The 20,552-nt window shown below is 28.2% G+C and carries 17 protein-coding genes and 1 other annotated feature; of the genes, 9 read left to right on the top strand and 8 right to left on the bottom strand.

From position 1 onward, the window contains the following. The first annotated feature begins 330 nt into the window (after window positions 1–330). Together KGF38_RS17735 and KGF38_RS17730 are read left to right on the top strand one after the other, a co-directional pair. Window positions 331–2,433 (top strand): bifunctional diguanylate cyclase/phosphodiesterase, encoded by a 2,103-nt coding sequence (locus KGF38_RS17735; protein ID WP_054270006.1) that lies wholly within the window; start codon window positions 331–333, stop codon window positions 2,431–2,433. Between the two features lie 199 nt (window positions 2,434–2,632). Beyond that, complete coding sequence (locus KGF38_RS17730) at window positions 2,633–3,451, top strand: MerR family transcriptional regulator (RefSeq protein ID WP_074179003.1); 819 nt, start codon at window positions 2,633–2,635, stop codon at window positions 3,449–3,451. A 129-nt stretch (window positions 3,452–3,580) separates the two neighbouring features. On the opposite strand, the gene feoB is transcribed toward KGF38_RS17730, so the two are convergent. From feoB to KGF38_RS17715, 3 genes are all read right to left on the bottom strand, one after another. Then, window positions 3,581–5,701 (bottom strand): ferrous iron transport protein B, encoded by a 2,121-nt coding sequence (gene feoB / locus KGF38_RS17725; protein ID WP_227832610.1) that lies wholly within the window; start codon window positions 5,699–5,701, stop codon window positions 3,581–3,583. 25 nt (window positions 5,702–5,726) lie between these two features. After that, window positions 5,727–5,954, bottom strand: coding sequence for a FeoA family protein (locus KGF38_RS17720; RefSeq protein WP_003420037.1), 228 nt, complete (start codon window positions 5,952–5,954; stop codon window positions 5,727–5,729). A gap of 320 nt (window positions 5,955–6,274) precedes the next feature. Further along, on the bottom strand, window positions 6,275–6,721 hold the full coding sequence (locus tag KGF38_RS17715; RefSeq protein WP_054270011.1) for a GNAT family N-acetyltransferase: 447 nt from the start codon (window positions 6,719–6,721) through the stop codon (window positions 6,275–6,277). Window positions 6,722–6,893: 172 nt separating this feature from the next. On the opposite strand from KGF38_RS17715, the gene KGF38_RS17710 reads away from it, so the two are divergent. Both KGF38_RS17710 and tyrS read left to right on the top strand, forming a co-directional pair. After that, complete coding sequence (locus KGF38_RS17710; RefSeq protein WP_227832609.1) at window positions 6,894–7,868, top strand: DUF2232 domain-containing protein; 975 nt, start codon at window positions 6,894–6,896, stop codon at window positions 7,866–7,868. 144 nt (window positions 7,869–8,012) lie between these two features. Then, window positions 8,013–8,265, top strand: a binding site (T-box leader). A gap of 72 nt (window positions 8,266–8,337) precedes the next feature. After that, entirely contained in the window at window positions 8,338–9,546 is a 1,209-nt protein-coding gene (tyrS, locus tag KGF38_RS17705; protein ID WP_054276514.1) for a tyrosine--tRNA ligase, read from the top strand. Window positions 9,547–9,592: 46 nt separating this feature from the next. Here the strand turns inward: tyrS and KGF38_RS17700 are convergent, their stop codons facing one another. Beyond that, window positions 9,593–10,474: a polysaccharide deacetylase family protein gene (locus KGF38_RS17700; RefSeq protein ID WP_227832608.1), complete on the bottom strand. Its 882-nt coding sequence runs from the start codon at window positions 10,472–10,474 to the stop codon at window positions 9,593–9,595. 371 nt (window positions 10,475–10,845) lie between these two features. On the opposite strand from KGF38_RS17700, the gene KGF38_RS17695 reads away from it, so the two are divergent. The 5 genes from KGF38_RS17695 (at window position 10,846) to KGF38_RS17675 (ending at window position 16,144) form a co-directional block, all read left to right on the top strand. After that, on the top strand, window positions 10,846–11,790 hold the full coding sequence (locus KGF38_RS17695) for a DMT family transporter (protein ID WP_167640859.1): 945 nt from the start codon (window positions 10,846–10,848) through the stop codon (window positions 11,788–11,790). Between the two features lie 222 nt (window positions 11,791–12,012). Next, window positions 12,013–12,558: an NADH peroxidase gene (locus tag KGF38_RS17690; RefSeq protein WP_009889371.1), complete on the top strand. Its 546-nt coding sequence runs from the start codon at window positions 12,013–12,015 to the stop codon at window positions 12,556–12,558. Between the two features lie 91 nt (window positions 12,559–12,649). Next, window positions 12,650–13,798 (top strand): DUF362 domain-containing protein, encoded by a 1,149-nt coding sequence (locus KGF38_RS17685; protein ID WP_054270017.1) that lies wholly within the window; start codon window positions 12,650–12,652, stop codon window positions 13,796–13,798. 52 nt (window positions 13,799–13,850) lie between these two features. Beyond that, a complete protein-coding gene (locus tag KGF38_RS17680; RefSeq protein WP_227832607.1) occupies window positions 13,851–15,116 on the top strand; it encodes a dihydroorotase in 1,266 nt (421 codons plus the stop codon). A gap of 32 nt (window positions 15,117–15,148) precedes the next feature. Further along, entirely contained in the window at window positions 15,149–16,144 is a 996-nt protein-coding gene (locus KGF38_RS17675; RefSeq protein WP_227832606.1) for a GNAT family N-acetyltransferase, read from the top strand. A gap of 125 nt (window positions 16,145–16,269) precedes the next feature. Here KGF38_RS17675 and KGF38_RS17670 read toward each other — a convergent pair whose 3' ends face one another. From KGF38_RS17670 to KGF38_RS17655, 4 genes are all read right to left on the bottom strand, one after another. Further along, window positions 16,270–17,502 carry an ABC transporter permease gene (locus KGF38_RS17670; protein ID WP_054270019.1) on the bottom strand — a complete coding sequence of 411 codons (1,233 nt, stop codon included), beginning with the start codon at window positions 17,500–17,502 and terminating at the stop codon, window positions 16,270–16,272. A 2-nt stretch (window positions 17,503–17,504) separates the two neighbouring features. After that, on the bottom strand, window positions 17,505–18,179 hold the full coding sequence (locus KGF38_RS17665) for an ABC transporter ATP-binding protein (RefSeq protein ID WP_054270020.1): 675 nt from the start codon (window positions 18,177–18,179) through the stop codon (window positions 17,505–17,507). A 7-nt stretch (window positions 18,180–18,186) separates the two neighbouring features. Next, a complete protein-coding gene (locus KGF38_RS17660; RefSeq protein ID WP_054270021.1) occupies window positions 18,187–19,416 on the bottom strand; it encodes an efflux RND transporter periplasmic adaptor subunit in 1,230 nt (409 codons plus the stop codon). 116 nt (window positions 19,417–19,532) lie between these two features. Next, entirely contained in the window at window positions 19,533–20,537 is a 1,005-nt protein-coding gene (locus tag KGF38_RS17655) for a HAMP domain-containing histidine kinase (protein WP_227832605.1), read from the bottom strand. Between the last annotated feature and the right edge of the window lie 15 nt (window positions 20,538–20,552).

Raw genomic sequence — 20,552 nt, 5'->3', positions numbered from 1 at the left:
TTATATTATTAATATTATTTTTTATTATCTTAAATTTTAAAGTAATAAAAAATATACAGTTTATTTCTTATATCTAATTTTATAAAGATAAATACAGCAGTAAAATTTAATATAAGGCTGATAAGCATTATATACAATAATCTTGTTCAAATTGATAATATGATATTGATGTATTTTTTTTTATCAACTATAATCTAAAATATGAAGTAATAAGTTTTTTTATTAAATTGTATATTTAATGTATATATAAATGACAAATAAATCCTCTGTAATAAAAATAATTCTAGGAATGTGGTTATAAATAATAGCAATGATGAAGGAGGTAAGTATATGAACAAACATAATCTTGAGGTTATATTAAATCAGCTACAGATTAATATATATATTACAGATATTCATACTGATAAAATTATTTTCATGAATGAAAATATGAAAAAAGAATATAATATTTCAGCTCCAGAAGGAAAAGTTTGTTGGGAGGTATTATATACTGAAAAAAATGCCCCATGTAGTTTTTGTAAAGTCTTAGAGCTGTTAAAGAATAATAAAAAAGGAACATTAATAAAGTGGTATGAAAAATGTAATAAGTTAAATCAAGTTTTTGAAAATTATGATAGTCTAATTTCATGGCAAGATGGTACAGTTGTTCATATACACCAATCTATAGATATTACAAATTCCAAAAGCTTAAATGAGCAAGGTAAAGTTGAAGAATTTTATCAAATATCAAATAATAAAGAAGAAAGAGATTATCTTGAAGATTTTAATGCCTTAAGAAGTAAATTTGATTATGATTCTACATTACTTTATGATGCTTTGATTAGAGGTACAGATGAATATATATATATTTGTAATATGAAAACAGGAGTATTTCGATATTCACCATCACAAGTTGAATTATTTGATTTGCCAGGAGAAATTGTAGAAAGTCCAATTATTTACTGGAAGAGCATTGTACATCCAGAAGACTGGGACCGTTTTTATAAGTCAAATATGGAAATAGGTAAAAATAATATGGATTATCATTCAGTGGAATTCCGGGCTAAAAATCGCAGTGGAGAATATATTTGGTTAAGATGTAGAGGACAATTAATGCGTGATGAGTTTGGAGAACCAAGTATTTTTGCAGGAATAATGACACAGTTAGGGAAACAAAATAAGATTGACCCATTAACACAACTGTTGAATTACTATGAATTTATGAGTGTGTTTGAAGATAAACTTTCAAATCCGATGATTGAAAAATTATGTATAGTATTATTGAATATCGATGATTTTAAAAATGTTAATGAGATGTATGATAGAGATTTTGGAGATAATATAATAAAAACTTTAGCACAATCTATACAATCTATTTTACCAGGTAATGCTGAACTTTATAAACTTGATGGTGATGAACTGGGAATTCTCGTTGATAATGTTGAGGAAAAAGAGATTCAACTTTTATATGAGCAAATACAAAATTTAATTATACATCTTCACCTATGGAGAAAATATGGATTAAATATAACAATTTCTGCTGGGTGTGTTATATATCCAAAACATGGGGATACAGTAAAAGAACTTAGTAAATATGCTAGCTATTCTTTACAGTATGCTAAAGATCATGGTAAGAATAGAATTGTTTTTTTCTCTGAAAAAATATTAAAAAATAAAATGTACTCTGTAGCAATGATGTGGGAGTTGAAAGCATCAATTAATGATAATTTTAGGGGATTTAGTCTTAGATTTCAGCCACAAGTAGATACACAAAGCCATAATATAATAGGTGTAGAAGTACTTTTAAGATGGACTAATAGTGAAGGTAAAGCAATTTCTCCTTTAGAATTTATTCCAATTTTAGAAGAAAATGATATGATAAATACTGTAGGAGCATGGGTACTTCGGATGGCATTACGTACTTGTGGAGAATGGATTGCTGGTTATCCATTTTTTACAGTGAGTGTAAATATTTCAGCTGTTCAAATATTAGAGGATACATTTATTGAAGATATAATAAAAATTATAGATGAAGAAAATTTTCCTTATAAAAATCTTGTTTTAGAATTAACTGAAAGCCATACAGTGCAGAATATGAGTATTTTACAATATAAGTTTAAAGTTTTACAAGAATTAGGTATTCGTATTGCTATGGATGATTTTGGTACAGGATATTCATCATTAGAAGTTTTAAAATTTGCACCAATAGATATAGTGAAGATTGATAGAGTCTTTGTTAAAGACATATTAAAAAGTAAGTTTGATGCCACATTTATACATTTTATTGTTGCAATTTGTCACGATGTAGAAATAAAAGTTTGTTTAGAGGGAGTGGAAACAAGAGAAGAGTATGATTTAGTTAAACAAATGCAACCAGATTACATACAAGGATATTTTTTTGGAAAGCCACAAACAGCAAGTGAGATTTTAGATATTTTAAAAATAGACAATTGATACTAATCAAAAAGGTAGAATCTATAAATAGTTGCTACCTTTTTTAGTGAGCAATAAAGTGTATAATTAAAAATTTAGTAAAGTGTTTGATAATTCATCATTTAAGATGATAAAAAATAAATAAGAATTGCTTGATTTAGCCAATAATAAAGAATATAGTAACTATATAGACAACAAAACGAAAAGGAGTGTATAACCCTTGGAAAAACAGTATTTTACCACAGGAGAATTTGCAAAGTTGTGTGGAATATCTAAACAGACATTAATTTTTTACGATAAAATGGGGATTTTTTCTCCAGAATATAAAGACAAAAATAATTATAGATATTATTCGATTTATCAATATGATACATTAGACATATTACAATCATTAAGGGAAATAGGAATGAGTCTAGAGGAAATAAAAGAATATATACAAAATAGAAGTCCTCAACTTTGCGTGAAAATGCTTAAAGAAGAAGAAAAAAATATAAGAGAAAAAATAAAAAAATTAAGAAAAATAAGTTCAAAGATACAAAACAGAATAAATACAACAGTTGAAGGAATTTCTAAAATGAATAGTGAAGAAATTTATATGTCTAAAAGATTTGAGGAATACTTAGTCTTATCAAGTGACTTGACTAGTATAAGTAATGGCGATTTCATGATGGAATTAATAGATTTCACTAATTACTGTAAATCAAAAAATTTGTATCAAGGATATGAGTTAGGAGCAATGGTAAGTAATGAGAATATAAAAAATGGAGACTACTTAAGCATAGCAAGTTTCTATTTGAAAATAGATAAAAAAATAAAAGAAAAAAAGTTATATATAAAACCAGAGGGAATATATGCATGTATAAAGCATATTGGAAAATATGAAGACTCATATAAATCTTATGAGAAGTTGAAAAAATATATATATGAGAATGAATATAAAATTGTTGGAAATTCATATGAGGAGAGTATACTCGATTTCTTTTGTGAAAGTAATGAAGATAATTATATGACTGAGATTTCAATCCAAGTATCTAGATAAGAATCAAAAAGAGATATATTCAAACATTAAGTAATTATACTTAGTATTGAGTATATCTCTATATTTTATAATAGTATATAAAGGTTTAAACAGTATCTATAAGGTACATTTAATGTCAGTAAATACTAATTATATGAATAAATTGTAAATTGTAGTTGTTAAAAAACAAACAACAAAAGCAAGTACAGTAGGCATTAAGAATCCTAAGGCAGTCCATTTTAGACTTCCAGTTTCTCTTTTTATTGTTAAAAGTGTTGTTGCACAAGGCCAGTGTAGTAAACTGAACAGCATAACATTTAAAGCTGTCAAATAAGTCCATCCATGCTCTCTAAGAACTTGACCTAAAGCACTAAAGCTATCTAATTCTATCATAGAACCAGTTGCTAGGTAAGCCATCAGAAGTATAGGTATAACTATCTCATTTGCTGGGAAACCAAGAATAAAAGCCATCAATATAAAACCATCAAGACCAATTACTTTAGCTAAAGGGTCCAAAAAATTTGCAACATGTGATAATATACTTAAATCTCCTATATAGATATTTGCAAATATCCAAGTTATTACACCAGCAGGTATGGCTACCATTACAGCTCTTCCTAAAACAAATATTGTTCTATCTATTATGGAAGTATATAAAGTTCTTCCTATTTGAGGAACTCTATAAGGGGGAAGTTCCAATGTAAAAGTTGAAGGAACTCCTTTTAATAATGTCTTAGAAAGAGTATAAGAAACTAACAATGTTATTAAAACACCTAAAATTATCAATAAAGTTATACAAAATGCAGTTGCTATACTTGATACAAAAGAGCTAGTTATAACTGAGCTAAAAAATATTGTAGATATAGCTATCAGAGTAGGAAAACGACCATTACAAGGTACAAAGTTATTCGTAAGTATAGCTATAAGTCTTTCCCTTGGAGAGTCAATTATTCTACAACCAATGACTCCAGCTGCATTACATCCAAATCCCATACACATAGTCAAACACTGTTTACCATGTGCACAAGCTTTTTTAAATAGGTGATCTAAGTTGAATGCAACTCTTGGCAAATATCCAAAATCCTCAAGCAAGGTAAATAATGGGAAGAATATTGCCATAGGAGGTAACATTACAGAAATTACCCATGCTAAGGTTCTGTACAATCCTAAAACCAACATATCATTTAACCATGATGGACAGTTAATACTATTTAACACGCTTGAAATACTTGGCTCAAATCCAAGTAGCAAATTAGACAGTAAAGTGGATGGATAGTTAGCACCTTCTATAGTAATCCACAATATAGTACCTAATAATAAAAGCATTATTGGAAGCCCAAATACTTTGGATGTTAATATTTTATCTACTTTTTCTTCTCTATCAGTTGATTTTTTAGGAATGTTAGAAGAACATTCTTCACTTAATTTTTTAGCATAATCATAGTTAATCTTAGTAAATTCATCTCTGATTTTCTGTTTATTTATATCATTTGGAATTTTTTTCCTTACTTCATTAATAGCATCTATTGAATCTTTATCTATATAGTTGCTCATAGATTCAAAAATACTTTCATCACCATCAATAAGTCTAAGACCTAACCATCTAGAATTTATATTTGGCATGATGTTATCCAATTCTGGCTGAATTGATTTTACCATATCTTCTATATTTTCACTATATTTTACAGGTTTATTATTGAACTTATATTTATCAAAAGATACATCATTTAAAGTATCTAATAGTTCATCCATACCAGAACCACTTCTTGCAGCAGTTAAAACAACTGGAATGCCAAGAGATTCCTCTAGGAGTTCTGTATTTATAGTAATTCCTTTTTTCCTAGCTTCATCTATTAAATTTATACATAAAATAACTTTATCTGTAAGTTCCATCACTTGAAACACCAAATTTAAATTTCTTTCAAGACATGTAGCATCACATACTACTATTACTGCATCTGGATTACCAAAACATATAAAATCGCGAGCCACAATTTCTTCTTGTGACAAGGCAAATAGAGAATATGTTCCTGGCAAATCGATTAATGCATACTCAGCATTTTTATATTTAAAATTACCTCGAGCTGTAGCTACAGTCTTTCCTGGCCAATTTCCAGTATGTTGTCTAAGCCCTGTAAGATGATTAAATACAGTACTTTTACCTGTATTTGGATTACCAGCCAATGCAATTACAAACTGGTCTTCTTTGTTATCTATATCAAACATGTCTTTTAAAGAACTCATTTTGGTTGAGTTGTGTGTCAAACCCATATTAATATCCTCCCGCTAGAAAATTTTAAATGTCAGAAACTAATATTAAGCTACTTTCTTCTTGTCGTAGAGCTATCTTACTACCTCTGATTTTGTAGACAGTTAAATTGTTTTTTGGACCTTTTCTAACTACATCTATAACAGCTCCTCTAGTAAGACCAAGCGCTAACATTCTTTCTCTTAAATTACCACTGGACAATATATCTTCAACTTTAACAGTTTTTTTCACTTGAATGTCGTTAAGGTTTTTCATAGTAGCACCTCCATGCATGAAATTTAGCCTGAGCTAATCTTCTTATTTTAAACTATGCATTATATTATTACCTTGTTACTTTCACAAAAAAAAGATAGGCAAGATGCCTATCACAAAGTTGGGTATAATTCTTACTTTTGGGGAAAGTAGAATATAGAATAAAAATTAACATTTTGAATCTATATAATTATTGAATCTTAGTAATAAAAAAAGCCAGAAAGCAAAAAGCCTTCTGACTCCATATAAGGTATTTTCAAATACCTAAATATCAATTCAATATATTATTTATACTTAAATTATATATTAACAATATTAGCTTGTCAACACTGTAATCTCATTTTAATGTGTTCAATGCCAGCTTCGTCATACACTTCTGATATTTCTTTAAAACCACAAGATAAATAAAGATTCTTTACATAAGCTTGTGCTGATAAAGTTATATTGTTTTCATGTAAATTAATCTTTATAAAGTCTATAGCACAATCCATCATTTGTTTTGCTAACCCATTTTTTCTATGACTAGAGAGAACCAAAACTCTACCAATAGAAACATCATCATAAGAGCTATATTCTCTAGGTATTATTCTAGCATAAGCGCAAATCAATCCATCTTCTTTTAAAAATATGTGATAAGAGTTTTTATCTATATCATCATAATCGTTTAATGAAAATATTTTTTGCTCACAAGCAAATACTTCATATCTTGATTTTGCTATTTCATAAAACTCATCTAAATTTAAATCATTAAAGTGTTTAATTTTAAACATAGTAACTACCTCCTAGTGTCTTAAAAAACTGAATATTAAGATATATTATATCATTTCTAATATAGATACTTTCATTAAAATTTATATTTATTAAAAATATTTTAAAAAAGTGATATACTATATTAGAAATAAAGTTTTAATTAGAAAATTTATGATTTATGGAGGACTTGTTTTGAATACTACTAAAAAATTAACTGAAGCTGCTTTATTGTCATCTTTATTTATAGTAGTGACAATTATAGCTGTGGGTACTGGATTTGGATATGCTATTTATCTAGATTTTATAGTACCAATATTTTTTTGTATAATATGCTTAAAATGTGATTTAAAGTACACTGTTTTATCTGGAGTTACATCACTTTTAATAATTTCTCTAGTACTTGGAAATCTCGGAACTGCTATTTGGGCAAGTCAGAGTGTATTACTTGGTATAATGTGTGGTTATTTTATAAATAAACCTACAATGGTGATGGATGATTTAGTATATGGTTCAATATTTGGAATAATTGTAATGGTTTTTATTGATATATATGCTTCAGCATTAATAGGTTATAGTTTTATGAAAGAATTTCAGGGATATAGTAAATTAATTTATTTTAATGGATATGCAAATATTATTTATTATTTGATGATAGCATTGTTTCCATTTGGGATGGTCTTTTGTATATATTTTTTAAGTTTGATTTTAGGATATAAATTGCATATATTAGGTTCAAATTCTTTAAAAAAATATTTGATATTTAAAAACTTTAGAAGTCTAAATCAATTTTTATGTTCTTCTAAGAAAGTTTTTTACATATGTGTTTCTTATTTAGTGATTTTTAAAATTTTAAAGTTATTAAATATTAAAGTTGATTTTGTTTATTTAAAAACAATCTTAATATCAATTGCTTACTTATGTGTTTATTTTATAGTTAGAGATTCATGTATGTCGTTGCAAAATTTTATAATATCTAAATTTAGAAAATTATTATATGCTAGAATTTCTTTTTTAATAATAATTTTATTATTATTTTTTATGTTTAATGTGACTATGGTTGGTTTAATAATAGTAAATGCGTTTTTAAATAAGAAAATAAATATAAGATTGAATCAGACTAATATTGTCAATAAACAAATTAATATCTTGATTGAAAATAAATTTTAGATATTGGTAAAAAATATAAAAAGATAGTATAATGTAAAAAAACATGTATATAATAATAAAAAAGGTTGACAAAATGTAAAAATAATAATATATTATGAGTAAGTTAAGAAAAAATTCTTGTAATTGATGAAATAATCTGAATATATAAATGCTATGAAGAGAAGAAGTAGAGCTAAGTTTTATTTAACAGAGAGTTCCAGTTTGGTGAAATGGAATAAATTGATTTAGTTTGAATACATCTCAGAGCACTATCTCTGAAAGATAACAACCATTAAGAGATATCGGAGTAGTACACGTTATAGTACTTGGGTATATATAATTATACTCTAAGAGATTAATATCGTGAGATATTGATGAACTAAGGTGGTAACACGTAAGCAATGCTTTCGTCCTTTTAATAGGATGAAAGCTTTTTTTATTATAAAAATAAAAATTAAAGATTATATAAATATTTTAGGAGGAATGAAAAATGAAATCGATAGACGAGCAAATACGAATAATTATGAAAGGTGTAGACGATTTAATAGATGAAAAAGAGTTAAGAGAAAAGCTTATTAAATCAGAAAAAGAAGGAAAACCTATGATAGTAAAATTGGGTCTAGACCCAAGTGCTCCAGATATACATTTAGGGCATACAGTAGTTCTTAGAAAGATGAAGCAACTACAAGATTTAGGTCACCAAATAGTAATAATAATTGGAGACTTTACAGGTAAAATTGGAGACCCAACTGGAAAATCTAAGGCTAGAAAGGCTTTAACAACAGAACAAGTTCTTGCAAATGCGAAAACTTATGAAGAACAGATTTTCAAAGTTTTAGATAAAGAAAAAACTATTGTAAGATTTAATAGTGAGTGGTTAGCTAAATTAAATTTTGAAGATGTAATAAAATTAGCAGCAACTATTACTGTTGCAAGAATGTTAGAAAGAGAAGATTTCAAGAAGAGATATGAAGGGCAAATGCCAATATCAGTACATGAATTCTTCTATCCATTAATGCAAGCATATGATTCTATAGCGTTAGAAGCTGATATAGAGCTTGGTGGAACTGACCAAAGATTTAACTTATTGATGGGAAGATCATTACAAAGAGAGTTTGGTATGGAGTCTCAAATAGTAATAATGATGCCTTTAATAGAAGGATTAGATGGAAAAGAAAAAATGAGTAAGAGTTTAGGTAACTATATTGGGATAGATGAAGAAGCAGGAATAATGTACCAGAAATCTATGGAAATTCCTGATGAACTTATAATTAAATACTATAATTTAGTAACTGATGTTCATCCTGATGAAGTTAATAAAATAGAATCTCAGTTAAAAGACGGTTCAGTAAATCCAAGAGATATAAAAATGAACTTAGCGAGAGAAATAGTTACATTATATCATGGAGAAGAATCTGCTAAAGAAGCTGAAGAAAGATTTAAGTCTGTATTCCAAAAAGGTCAAATACCTGAAGATATACAAACAATTCAAGTTAAGGAAGAAGGATTTGATTTAATTGAAGTATTAGTTGCTAATGAGATTGTTAAGAGTAAGAGTGAAGTTAGAAGATTAGCTTCTCAAGGTGGAGTAAAGGTAAATAGTGAAAAAGTAGAGGACTTAAGTGATATTGTTAAAGAAAGTGAATTAGTTGTTCAAATAGGAAAGAAAAAATTTGTAAAAATTGAACTAGTAAAATAGATTAAAATAAAAGGGATGTCTCTATTTTGAGACAACCCCTTTTTTATTATATTAAAATCTTAAATTGATAACCATTGTCTTTAAAATATGTTATAATTTGGTCTAACGCATTTACTGTTTCTTGTTTTCCATAAGTATCATGCATTAAAAGAACAACCATTTCTTTACCTTCAGAAGATTTTTTTGCATGTTCAAATAACTCTTGAGCATTTTTCTTTTTACCTTCTGCATCAGCATTTAAAGCATTCCAATCAATTGATGCCATATTTTTCTCTTTTAAGTAGTTACCTAGAGGCTCCATATTCTTCCAAGACATATATCCACCTGGGCATCTAACTACATTTGATGAGAAATTCTTTCCTAAAACTTTTTTCATAGCTTCATCAGTTTTGTTAAGTTCATTTACGAATGTATCAAGATTTAGGATTCTGCCAGGATATAGTTTTTTATAGTCGTGAGTGTAAGAGTGATGAGCTATTGCATTTCCTTCATCAAATGTTCTTTTTAAAATTTCATTAGCACCATTTCTTTCAAGTGAATCACCTTTAATAAAGAAAGTTCCCCTAACACTATGTTTTTTTAAGATATCTAGGACTTGTGGAGTATTCGTAGTAGATGGTCCATCATCAAATGTAAGAAAGACTATCTTTTCTCCATTGTTTGAATAGTCGTATTTGCTAAGTTTATCCCAAACTAATTTTGCATCATATCCATATTCTTTTGTAGCTTCTTTTTTTGCACCAATAATAGGTTCGTTTTTTTCTTTTTCGATTCTTTCTTTTTCCAGCCTTTCAGCTTTAAGTCTTTCTTGAGTTTCTTTAATTTCTTTTTTTCTAGACATATCCGCCCATGCCATAGAAAAAATACCAATAACTATTACAACAATTATAGTAAGTGTAATAGTTTTCTTTTTTCTTCTTTTTACCATAAGTACAGCATTCCCCCTTTTGTCGAATTGTATCAAAAATATATTATAATTATATCGAAGAAAGTAGAAAAAGTAAACCGACAAAGTTGTAACTAAGATAACCAAAGTGTAACTTATTTGACATTATTTGCATAATATGAATATATAATATACTGAAGTTATCTATAAAAAAATTTAGTATAAGTAAAAAAAATAAAAATTTATTAAAAAGGTGTTTACAAAAAATGATTAATATATTACTGTTAAATAGTGGATATAAATCTGAGCTCATGATAGATATAAATCTGGATTTAAAATACTGAAAAAATTTACTATATTTTTATAGTAATGCTTATAGAAAAACTCTCTTGCTGTTTAGGGGGTTTATAATTTTGCAAAAAAATAAAAAGGAGGGAGCTTTATTGAAAAAATACTTTGGAGAAATAGGACTAATATTTATAGCAATTATATGGGGAAGTGGCTTTGTAGCAACCCAATTTGCATTAGACGGTGGGCTTACACCTCTACAAATCATAACTTTAAGATTCTTCTTAGCAGCCGTAATTATGAACTTACTGTTTTTTAAACAGATTCGTGCTAGTATGGGAAAAAAATTGTTAAAGGCAGGAGGACTTTTAGGAATATTTTTATTCTTGGCTTTCACAGTACAAACCATTGGACTTATGTACACTACACCATCTAAGAATGCTTTTATAACAGCAGCAAATGTTGTAATAGTTCCATTCATAGGATTTATAATTTATAAAAGAAAACTTGATAAGATAGGGATAATAAGTAGTTTAGTAGCTCTTGTAGGGATTGGAATACTTTCTTTAGAAGCAGATTTTTCTATTAATTTTGGAGATTTACTAACACTTATATGTTCATTTGGATTTGCATTTCACATATTCTTTACAAGTGAGTTTGCAAAAGATAATAACCCAATGGCATTAACAGCTGTTCAATTTACTGTAGCATTTTTAATGTCTTTAGTAGTTCAGACATTTGCAGGGCAATTGAAAATGGAAGCTGAATTATCTGGATATATGGGAACTATATATCTAGCTATATTTAGTACTACAATAGGATTTTTGTTCCAAACTATATGTCAAAAAAGAGTTGATGGAACTAGAACAGCTATAATATTATCTACAGAAGCTGTATTTGGTACTATATTTTCTATAATAATTCTAAAGGAACTTATTACAGCAAAATTGGTTATTGGTAGTATATTAATATTTGTTGCAATCATAACAGCAGAAACTAAATTATCTTTTTTAAAGAGCAAAAAAGTGAAACTTAAAGATTCAAAAGAGTCTTCATTAGAAAGTATTTAATAAGACAGTTATTTCCTAATTAATCAAATAAACTATGTATTATGTAGAAATTTGACATCAAAACTTGGTTGATACTGGTGTTTCAAAGTGATAAAATTAATTAGGAAATAAATTTTATTTTTAGTGTTTAAACTACAAAGCCGGGGGTATATATATTCTTGTAGCAAGTTATTAAACTTAAAAATAAAAATTTAATTATATAAAATTGGGAGGAAATTAATTATGAAAAAATTTGTTTGTACAGTATGTGGATATATACATGAAGGAGATGCTGCACCAGCACAATGTCCAGTATGTAAAGTTGGAGCTGATAAATTCGAAGAAATGAAAGGCGAAATGGTTTGGGCTGACGAACATAGAATAGGTGTAGCTCAAGGTGTAGATGCAGAAATAATCGAAGGATTAAGAGCTAACTTTACTGGTGAATGCACAGAGGTAGGAATGTACTTAGCAATGAGTAGACAAGCTGATAGAGAAGGTTATCCAGAAGTAGCAGAAGCTTATAAGAGAATAGCTTTTGAAGAAGCTGAGCATGCTGCTAAATTTGCAGAACTTCTTGGAGAAGTTGTAGTTGCAGATACAAAAGAAAACTTAAGAGTTAGAGTTGACGCTGAGTATGGTGCAACTGATGGAAAATTAAAATTAGCTAAGAGAGCTAAAGAATTAGGATTAGATGCTATACATGATACAGTACATGAAATGTGTAAAGATGAAGCTAGACATGGTAAAGCATTCTTAGGGTTATTAAACAGACATTTTGGAAAATAATAATTAAAAATATAGATTAAAAGGAGAAACTTTGGTTTCTCCTTTTTTAAATTATAAAAATAAACTGTTGTGATAAAAAGGTGGAAATAATATGAAATCAGTATCTGTTAGGAGTTGCAAAACTTACAATTATGAAGATGTGAGGTGTTCTATTGAAAAAAATTTAGATGATATTGGAGGAATTGATAAATTTGTTAAAAAAAGAAGTAAAGTACTCGTAAAACCAAATTTATTGATGAAGAAAAGACCTGAAGAAGCTACAACTACACATCCTATGGTTGTGAGAGTTGTATGTGAAAAGCTTTTAGAGTTAGATTGTGATATTACAATAGCAGATAGCCCAGGTGGTCCATATAATCAAAGTTCTCTTAAAAGTATATATAAGGCATCTGGAATTGAAGAGGTAGCAAATGATTTGGGTATTAAGTTAAATTATGATGTTTCAGATGTTAAGATACATAGTGAAAAAGCACATGTTTTAAAATATATGGATATTATTAAACCAATAGTAGATGCAGACTATGTAATAAATCTTTGCAAATTAAAGACACATATGATGGCAACTTTTACTGGTGGTACAAAAAATATGTATGGATGTATAGCTGGATTGAAAAAAGCAGAAATACATTATAGATTTCCTACAGAAGAATTATTTTGCGAAAATGTGCTTTTGGATATTTGTGATTATGTGAAACCGACATTGACAATTATGGATGGAATAGTAGGTATGGAAGGTGATGGTCCCTCAGCTGGAACCACTCGAGAAATAGGTGTATTATTAGCATCACAAAATCCATATGCTATAGATGTAGTTGCATGTAAGATTATAAGCTTACTTCCAAATAGAGTTGCTACAATTAGAGGTGCTATAAAAAGAGGTTATATAGAAGCAGATTTTTCAGATATTGAGATTGTAGGAGAAGATATAGATGATTTAATTATAAAAGACTATAAGGTTCCAAATGTAAGTAAAGACTTAAGATTATTTTCTGTAAAACTACCAAAATTTTTAAATGAGCCTATTTCAAAACTTATAACACCAAAACCTGTGGTTAGATTCCAAGATTGTATAAAATGTGGAAAATGTAAAGAAGCTTGCCCTGCAAGTACTATAGAAATGGGAACTAAGGGAGCCATTATAGACTTAAGTAAATGTATACGATGTTACTGTTGCCATGAACTTTGTCCTAAAAAGGCTATTGATGTCAAACGTAATTTTGTATTTAAGTATGTAAAATAATGTATAATATTATATGAGTCTATATAAATGAAAAGTATAAAGGAGAAATAAGATGATTTTAATTAAAAATGGTAGAGTGATAGACCCTAAGAGTCAAAAAGATGAGAAAATTGATTTAATTATAAAAGAAAATAAAATTTATAAAATAGGTAAATTTGATGAAAGTGATGAGTATGAAAAGGTAATAGATGCTAGTGGTAATATAATTGCGCCAGGTCTAGTAGATGTACATGTTCACTTTAGAGACCCAGGATTTACATATAAAGAAGATATAGAAAGTGGAGCTAAAGCTGCTGCTAGAGGAGGATTTACAACTGTTATATGCATGGCAAATACTAATCCTATTGTAGATAATGAAGATACTTTTAATTATATTAAGGAAAAGTCAAAAAGTGCATGTATAAATGTTTTACAAGCAGCTGCTATAACTAAAGGTTTTGAAGGTAAAGAATTGGTTGATATGGAAAATCTTAAAAAAGCTGGTGTACCTGGGTTTACTGATGATGGTTTACCTCTAATGGATAGCAATCTAATTATGGAAGCTATGATTAAAGCAAAAGAATTGGATGTACCACTTAGTTTTCATGAAGAAGACCCTTCTTTAGTTGGAAATCCAGGTGTGAATGCAGGAAAAATAGCTTCAGAGATAGGATTAAAGGGCGCATCAAGTGTGGCAGAAGATGTTATGGTAGCTAGGGATTGTATGCTGGCACTAAAAACTGGTGCGAAGATTGATATACAACATATAAGTTCTGGAGTATCTGTTGATATGGTTAGATTTGCAAAATACCTTGGTGCAAATGTAGTTGCAGAAGCTTCACCACACCACTTTACATTGACTGAAGAAGATGTATTAGAGTTTGGAACAAATGCAAAAATGAATCCACCTTTAAGAAGTAAGTGGGATAGAGATAAGATTATAGAGGGATTAAATGATGGTACTATTGAGATAATAGCAACAGACCATGCACCTCATAGTAAAGAAGAAAAAGACAGAGAATTCATAAAAGCTCCAAGTGGAATTATTGGGTTAGAGACTTCTTTATCTCTTGGAATAACAAACTTAGTTCATAAAAACCATCTTAGTATGATGCAATTAATCGAAAAAATGTCTACAAACCCTGCAAAATTATACAATTTAAATGCTGGTTTTATAGAAGAAGGTGCAATAGCAGATATTGTTATATTTAATCCTGAAGAAGAATGGACAGTTGAAAACTTTGTGTCTAAAGCTGATAACTCACCATTTAAAGGTAAGACTTTATATGGCAAGGTTAATTATACAATATGTAATGGAGAGATTGTATATAACGCTTAACTTAGCAGTATCTTTTAAAGGCGGTGAATACAATGATTGAAAGTAAAAGATTATATATTAGGAAGATGAATCATAATGACCTTGAGGAAATAAGTAAGATTTTACAAGATATAGAGGTAATGTATGCTTGGGAACATGCTTTCTCTGATGAAGAAGTTTTAGAATGGATTGATAGAAATATACAAAGATACGATAATGATGGATATGGATACTTTATTGCTATAGATAAGGAAAGAGAAGATGTAGTTGGACAGATAGGTCTTATAAATCAGGACATAGGATTAGGAATAGGATATATAATAAAAAAAGAATATTGGAACCAGGGATATGCTACTGAAGGTGCAATTGCTTGTATAGATTATGCTATTAAAAATCTAAGTGCAGATACTTTAGTAGCAGATATAAGACCTGAAAATACAGCATCTATAAATGTAGCAAAAAGACTAGGTATGAAAAAAACATCAGAGTATGATAAGATTTACAAAGGAAAAGTAATGAAACATGATATCTATCAACTAGAAGTAACTGGATTAACTACAAAGATTGTTGAAGTAGTAGAATATAATCCAAATTGGAAGTATGAGTTTGAAAAGTTAAAATCTACATTAGAAAAGGTATTAGGAGATTCAATTTTAAAAATAGAGCATGTTGGTAGTACTTCTGTTGAGGGGCTTTCTGCAAAGCCAAGATTGGATGTTGATATAGTAATTGAAAACTACAATTACTTAAATGATGTTATAAGTAAATTAAAGAAATTAGGGTATAGACATCTTGGGAATTTAGATATAGAAGGAAGAGAAGCTTTTTTATATGAGACAACTGATTTTATGGAACATAATTTATATGTATGTCCTAAAAATGGAAAAGGATATTTAGAACATATTAAATTTAGAGATTATTTAAGGTTAAATCCAGATAAGGTTAAAGAGTATTCTAACTTAAAGAAAAAACTAGCAAAACTTTATAGATATGATGTTAATGCTTACTGTGACAATAAAACAGATTTTATAATAAAAATAATAGACTAGAAACTAAAGAACGCACTACTATATTTGAAGAAGATTAAATTCTTAATCTATCATATATAATAGTGCGTTATATATTAAATCTGTTTTATATAAGTAAATCTAAAAATTATAAATTTAGACAGTGTCTACTTATAAATTGCCTTTATAGGGTCTAGTTTAGAGGCTTTAAAGGCTGGGATTAAACCAAACACAACCCCAGTTAATATAGTAGCTACAATAGCGTAAAATAAGCTATTTAAACTAGGAATTGCTTCAAATCCAATGTATTTAGAAACATAATTAGTAGCAATAAATCCAACTATAGTTCCTAAAATTCCACCACATACTGTTATAAATACAGCCTCAACTAAAAACTGAAATAATATAGACCTAGGTTTTGCACCAATAGCACGTCTTATACCAATTTCTCTTTGTCTTTCCATAACAGAAACATACATTATATTCATTACACCAATACCACCAACAAACATTGCAACTACAGTTATTATAGATACATATTTGTTTACATTAGAATTAATGCTTTCAAGATAAGCTGTCTGTTCAGTTGGGTCTGGTGTAGTATAAGAACCATTGATACCAGGATGCATCTCATATAGTTTAGCTATAACATTGTTTGCAACTTCATTCACATTATACCCATTAGAAGACACTAAGTCTAACTGATAGATTTCATTTGAATAAGAATTTTGACTCATTAAACTGTCAAAAGCCTTTTTAGGTATAAGAGAAGTAGTAAACTGCATATCTTGATAACCACCAAAGAGTCCCATATTTTGATTTTGCTGAGAATCATCTAGTACTCCAATTATTTCAAATATAGTTCCATTTATATTGATACCATTACCTAAAGCATCTTCTGGGTTTTCAAAAATTTCACTTGTACTTTGTAATGTAAGTAAAATTACTTTTCTTTTTTCATCATCTAAAGAAAAATCTCTACCACAAACTAAATTTATTTTAGAATCCTTTTTTACTGGTCCTACATCAACATAAGTACTCTTTTTATCAAAAAATGCTTGTGAAGAATAAGTTGAATCAAGATTAAACCCATCTCTTGATGGAGCTATTCTTTCTACACCCTCAACAAATGATAATTCTTCTAAGTCTTTTGCATTAAATGGTTTTAAAAATATACTCATATCATCAGTAAGGCCTGTGTTATCAGCAGATTCAAACGAAATAGTAGTTTTATTAGGGTTTACATTGTTTACAGATTTTTTAATTTCTTTCTGAAACCCATTACCTATAGAACTAACAAGTATTACTGAAGTTATTCCTATTATAATCCAAAGTAAAGCTACAAAGACACGAAGTTTGTGTCCTTTTAAGTTAGCCAAAGAATTTTTTAATAAGCTCATGATTACACCTCCGAAGTAAACACACCATCTTTAAGTCGTATGACCTTAGTTGCATACTTAGTTAAATCTTGATCATGTGTAACCATTATTATAGTCTTACCTTGTTCATTAAGTTTTGTCAAAAGTTCCATAATTTCTTTGCTGGTTTCGCTATCTAACGCTCCTGTTGGTTCATCAGCAAAGATTATTTGAGGGTCATTTGCTAGACAGCGTGCAATAGCTACACGCTGTTGCTGACCACCAGATAACTGAAGAGGCTTTTGTTTAAGTTTATCCAAAAGTCCAACAGATTTTAATTTATCTTCAACAATTTCTTCTCTTTCAGATTTTTTTAGCGCCTTATTGTAGATTAGAGGTAACTCTACATTTTGATATACATTTAAAGTTTCTATTAAATTAAATTGTTGAAAAACAAATCCAATATTAATATTTCTAAAAACAGAACGTTCATTTTCACTCAAATTAGTTACATCTGTTCCATCAAATATATATCTTCCTTCATCAAATACATCAAGAAAACCTAAGATATTAAGTAAAGTAGTTTTACCACTACCAGATTTACCCATTATCATTACAAATTCTCCAGAATCAATTTCTAAGTTTAAGGATTTTAAAACATGTAATTCATCTTTCCCTACTTTATAATACTTTTGAATATTTTCTAATTTTATTAACATATGTAAATTAATTCACATCCATAGTAACTTCTTTTACTTTTTTATTTGGAGTAGCATCTCCATTATTAGAACCTGCAGTTACGCCATCGCCTTGAACTGGGTTTCCTTCTTTCATTTCTTTAGTAGGGTGTTTTATTACTATATCGCCTTGCTCAAGACCGCCTCTAACTACAGCAAAATCATCATTTTGACTTGCTACATCTACAATTTGTTTTTTCAATATACCATCTAAATCCTTAAATACATATGAGTGTTTTTTGTCTTTAAGCACACAAGATGCTGGTATTTTAAAGCTTGAACTAGCTACTTCAAGTGATGCTTGAAGATGGAATCCGTTTACTAATCCTTCTTGATTATCAAATGCTATGTTTATATCATAATAAGATAGAGTATTCTGTTGAGCTCCCATCTCAGTATTTGGAGTAGATGGCTTATCAGATATAAAACTTATTCTACCAGTAAGTTTTTGGTCAGTTGAGAAAACTAATATATTAACCATCTGGTCAATTTTCATTTTAGGTAAATCTTGCTCACTTGCTTGTCCTTTCATATAAAACTCTAGACCTTGAATAGTCATAAATGAAGCTGGTTGTTCTGGATTTCCAGTTTGGTCATTTAAGTATACAGTGCCATCAAAAGGAGCAGTGACACTATCATATGCTTTCTTATCTAAAGAAGCTATTTGAGAGTTTAAAGCAGTTATCTGAGCATTTATAGAAGCTATAGCATCTCTATTTTCAGTAATATCAGAAAGTGATATTTTCTGTTTTTTGTATTGGCTAAGTTGTGATTTTAAACTATCTATTTCTGCTATTATAGTTGGATTTTTAGCAGTAAAAAGAAGGTCTCCTTGATTTACTTTTTGACCATTTGTAACATTAACAGCACTTAGTTCATAATCTCCAGAAATATTAAAGTCTTTAGTCTGTTTAGGAACAACCATACCATTTATAAATATTTTCTCATTTTCAGGAACAGTATATGTTTCTATAAAGTTTTCATTAGCTTGTAATTTAGTGTTTTTTGCATCATTGTAAGCAAGTACCCCTAAAATTAGAAGTATGATTATTACTATTCCTGCATAAATTTTGAATCTTTTATTTTTAAAGGGATTGTTTTTAAAACCTTTATTTTTAGCTTTGAAGCCACTACTTCCAAAACTACTACTTCTAAAGTTGTTACTTTTGAAGCTGCTATTTCTAAATTTTTTCTTTTTAAATTTTTTTAGAAAAGACATGTCTTCCTCCTTTTTATAAAAACTATTTATTATATACTGGGATGTACATATAGAATCATTATTAAGAAGCCTGTTGAATATAAGTTAAATAGAAATAAACTATCAATATTAAGATACTATAAATCGCATTTGAATGTAATAGTAAATTTTGTATATTGATTGTACTCTGAATCTACATCAATTTTATGGCCAAGTTTATCACAAAGTTCCTTTGCTAAATAAAGCCCAAGTCCTGTAGATTTAGCGTTATTCCTTCCATTATTACCTGTAAATCCCTTATTGAATATTCGATTTAAATCTTCCTTTTTTATACCACAACCAGTATCTTCCACTCTTAATTGTAAATAATTTTTGGTTGTTTTGCAATAGATAGATATATTATCTCCTAATGAGGAATATTTTAGGGAATTACTCAATAATTGCTCGAATATGAAGTAGAGCCATTTCTCGTCTGATAAAACTTTAAAATTCAAATTATTTAAGCCTAAAATTATTTTTTTTGAAATAAAATATTTTGAATATTTTCTTATAATATCTCTAATAATTTTTTCAATGTTCACTTCTTGAATCAAAAAATCTTTATGAAAATCTTCAAGTTTGGATAAATATAAAATTTTCTCAACAGAATTTTCAATTCTAAATATTTCATTATCTATATCATTAGAAATTTTTTCATCAATTAAATCCTCATTCTGCTCAAGCGTAAGTTTTATTATTGCGATAGGCATCTTTATATCGTGTACCCACATACTCATAATCTCTTTATTTTCTTCAAACTTCTTAACATTATTGTTTATTATTTTATTACACTTATATTGATAATTTTTAATGGTGTTCAAATATATTTTTTCTTCATTTTTACATTTAATTAATTCTATATCATGGCTATTAATCTGAGCTATATCATTTTTTATGTTATTTAAAAATTTATTCTTTTTTATGTAGCTAATTAGTAGATATAACAATAAAAATACGACATTTATAATTAATATATATAAAATAGTGTCAGATAAAAAAATCTCTACAGGGGAAAAAAGAATAACTGCTATTGTAAAAATTAAGAAAGTAAAATTGTATATCAAAAATCCAAGTTTGTCTTTGAGAAAATCTTTAAAGCTCATAAATTCACCTACTTA

The sequence above is a fragment of the Clostridioides sp. ZZV14-6387 genome (assembly GCF_020657835.1).
GTDB classification, from domain to species: domain Bacteria; phylum Bacillota; class Clostridia; order Peptostreptococcales; family Peptostreptococcaceae; genus Clostridioides; species Clostridioides difficile_A.
Note: the sequence above shows the minus strand (reverse complement) of the source record. Positions and strands in the feature narration are given on the sequence as shown.

Bases quoted from the DNA above. Each gene is read 5' to 3' on its own strand.
- KGF38_RS17735 (WP_054270006.1), top strand. From the start codon at position 331: ATGAACAAACATAATCTTGAGGTTATATTAAATCAGCTACAGATTAAT.
- feoB (WP_227832610.1), bottom strand. From the start codon at position 5,701: ATGGGTTTGACACACAACTCAACCAAAATGAGTTCTTTAAAAGACATG.
- KGF38_RS17720 (WP_003420037.1), bottom strand. From the start codon at position 5,954: ATGAAAAACCTTAACGACATTCAAGTGAAAAAAACTGTTAAAGTTGAA.
- KGF38_RS17715 (WP_054270011.1), bottom strand. From the start codon at position 6,721: ATGTTTAAAATTAAACACTTTAATGATTTAAATTTAGATGAGTTTTAT.
- tyrS (WP_054276514.1), top strand. From the start codon at position 8,338: ATGAAATCGATAGACGAGCAAATACGAATAATTATGAAAGGTGTAGAC.
- KGF38_RS17700 (WP_227832608.1), bottom strand. From the start codon at position 10,474: ATGGTAAAAAGAAGAAAAAAGAAAACTATTACACTTACTATAATTGTT.
- KGF38_RS17690 (WP_009889371.1), top strand. From the start codon at position 12,013: ATGAAAAAATTTGTTTGTACAGTATGTGGATATATACATGAAGGAGAT.
- KGF38_RS17685 (WP_054270017.1), top strand. From the start codon at position 12,650: ATGAAATCAGTATCTGTTAGGAGTTGCAAAACTTACAATTATGAAGAT.
- KGF38_RS17680 (WP_227832607.1), top strand. From the start codon at position 13,851: ATGATTTTAATTAAAAATGGTAGAGTGATAGACCCTAAGAGTCAAAAA.
- KGF38_RS17675 (WP_227832606.1), top strand. From the start codon at position 15,149: ATGATTGAAAGTAAAAGATTATATATTAGGAAGATGAATCATAATGAC.
- KGF38_RS17670 (WP_054270019.1), bottom strand. From the start codon at position 17,502: ATGAGCTTATTAAAAAATTCTTTGGCTAACTTAAAAGGACACAAACTT.
- KGF38_RS17665 (WP_054270020.1), bottom strand. From the start codon at position 18,179: ATGTTAATAAAATTAGAAAATATTCAAAAGTATTATAAAGTAGGGAAA.
- KGF38_RS17660 (WP_054270021.1), bottom strand. From the start codon at position 19,416: ATGTCTTTTCTAAAAAAATTTAAAAAGAAAAAATTTAGAAATAGCAGC.
- KGF38_RS17655 (WP_227832605.1), bottom strand. From the start codon at position 20,537: ATGAGCTTTAAAGATTTTCTCAAAGACAAACTTGGATTTTTGATATAC.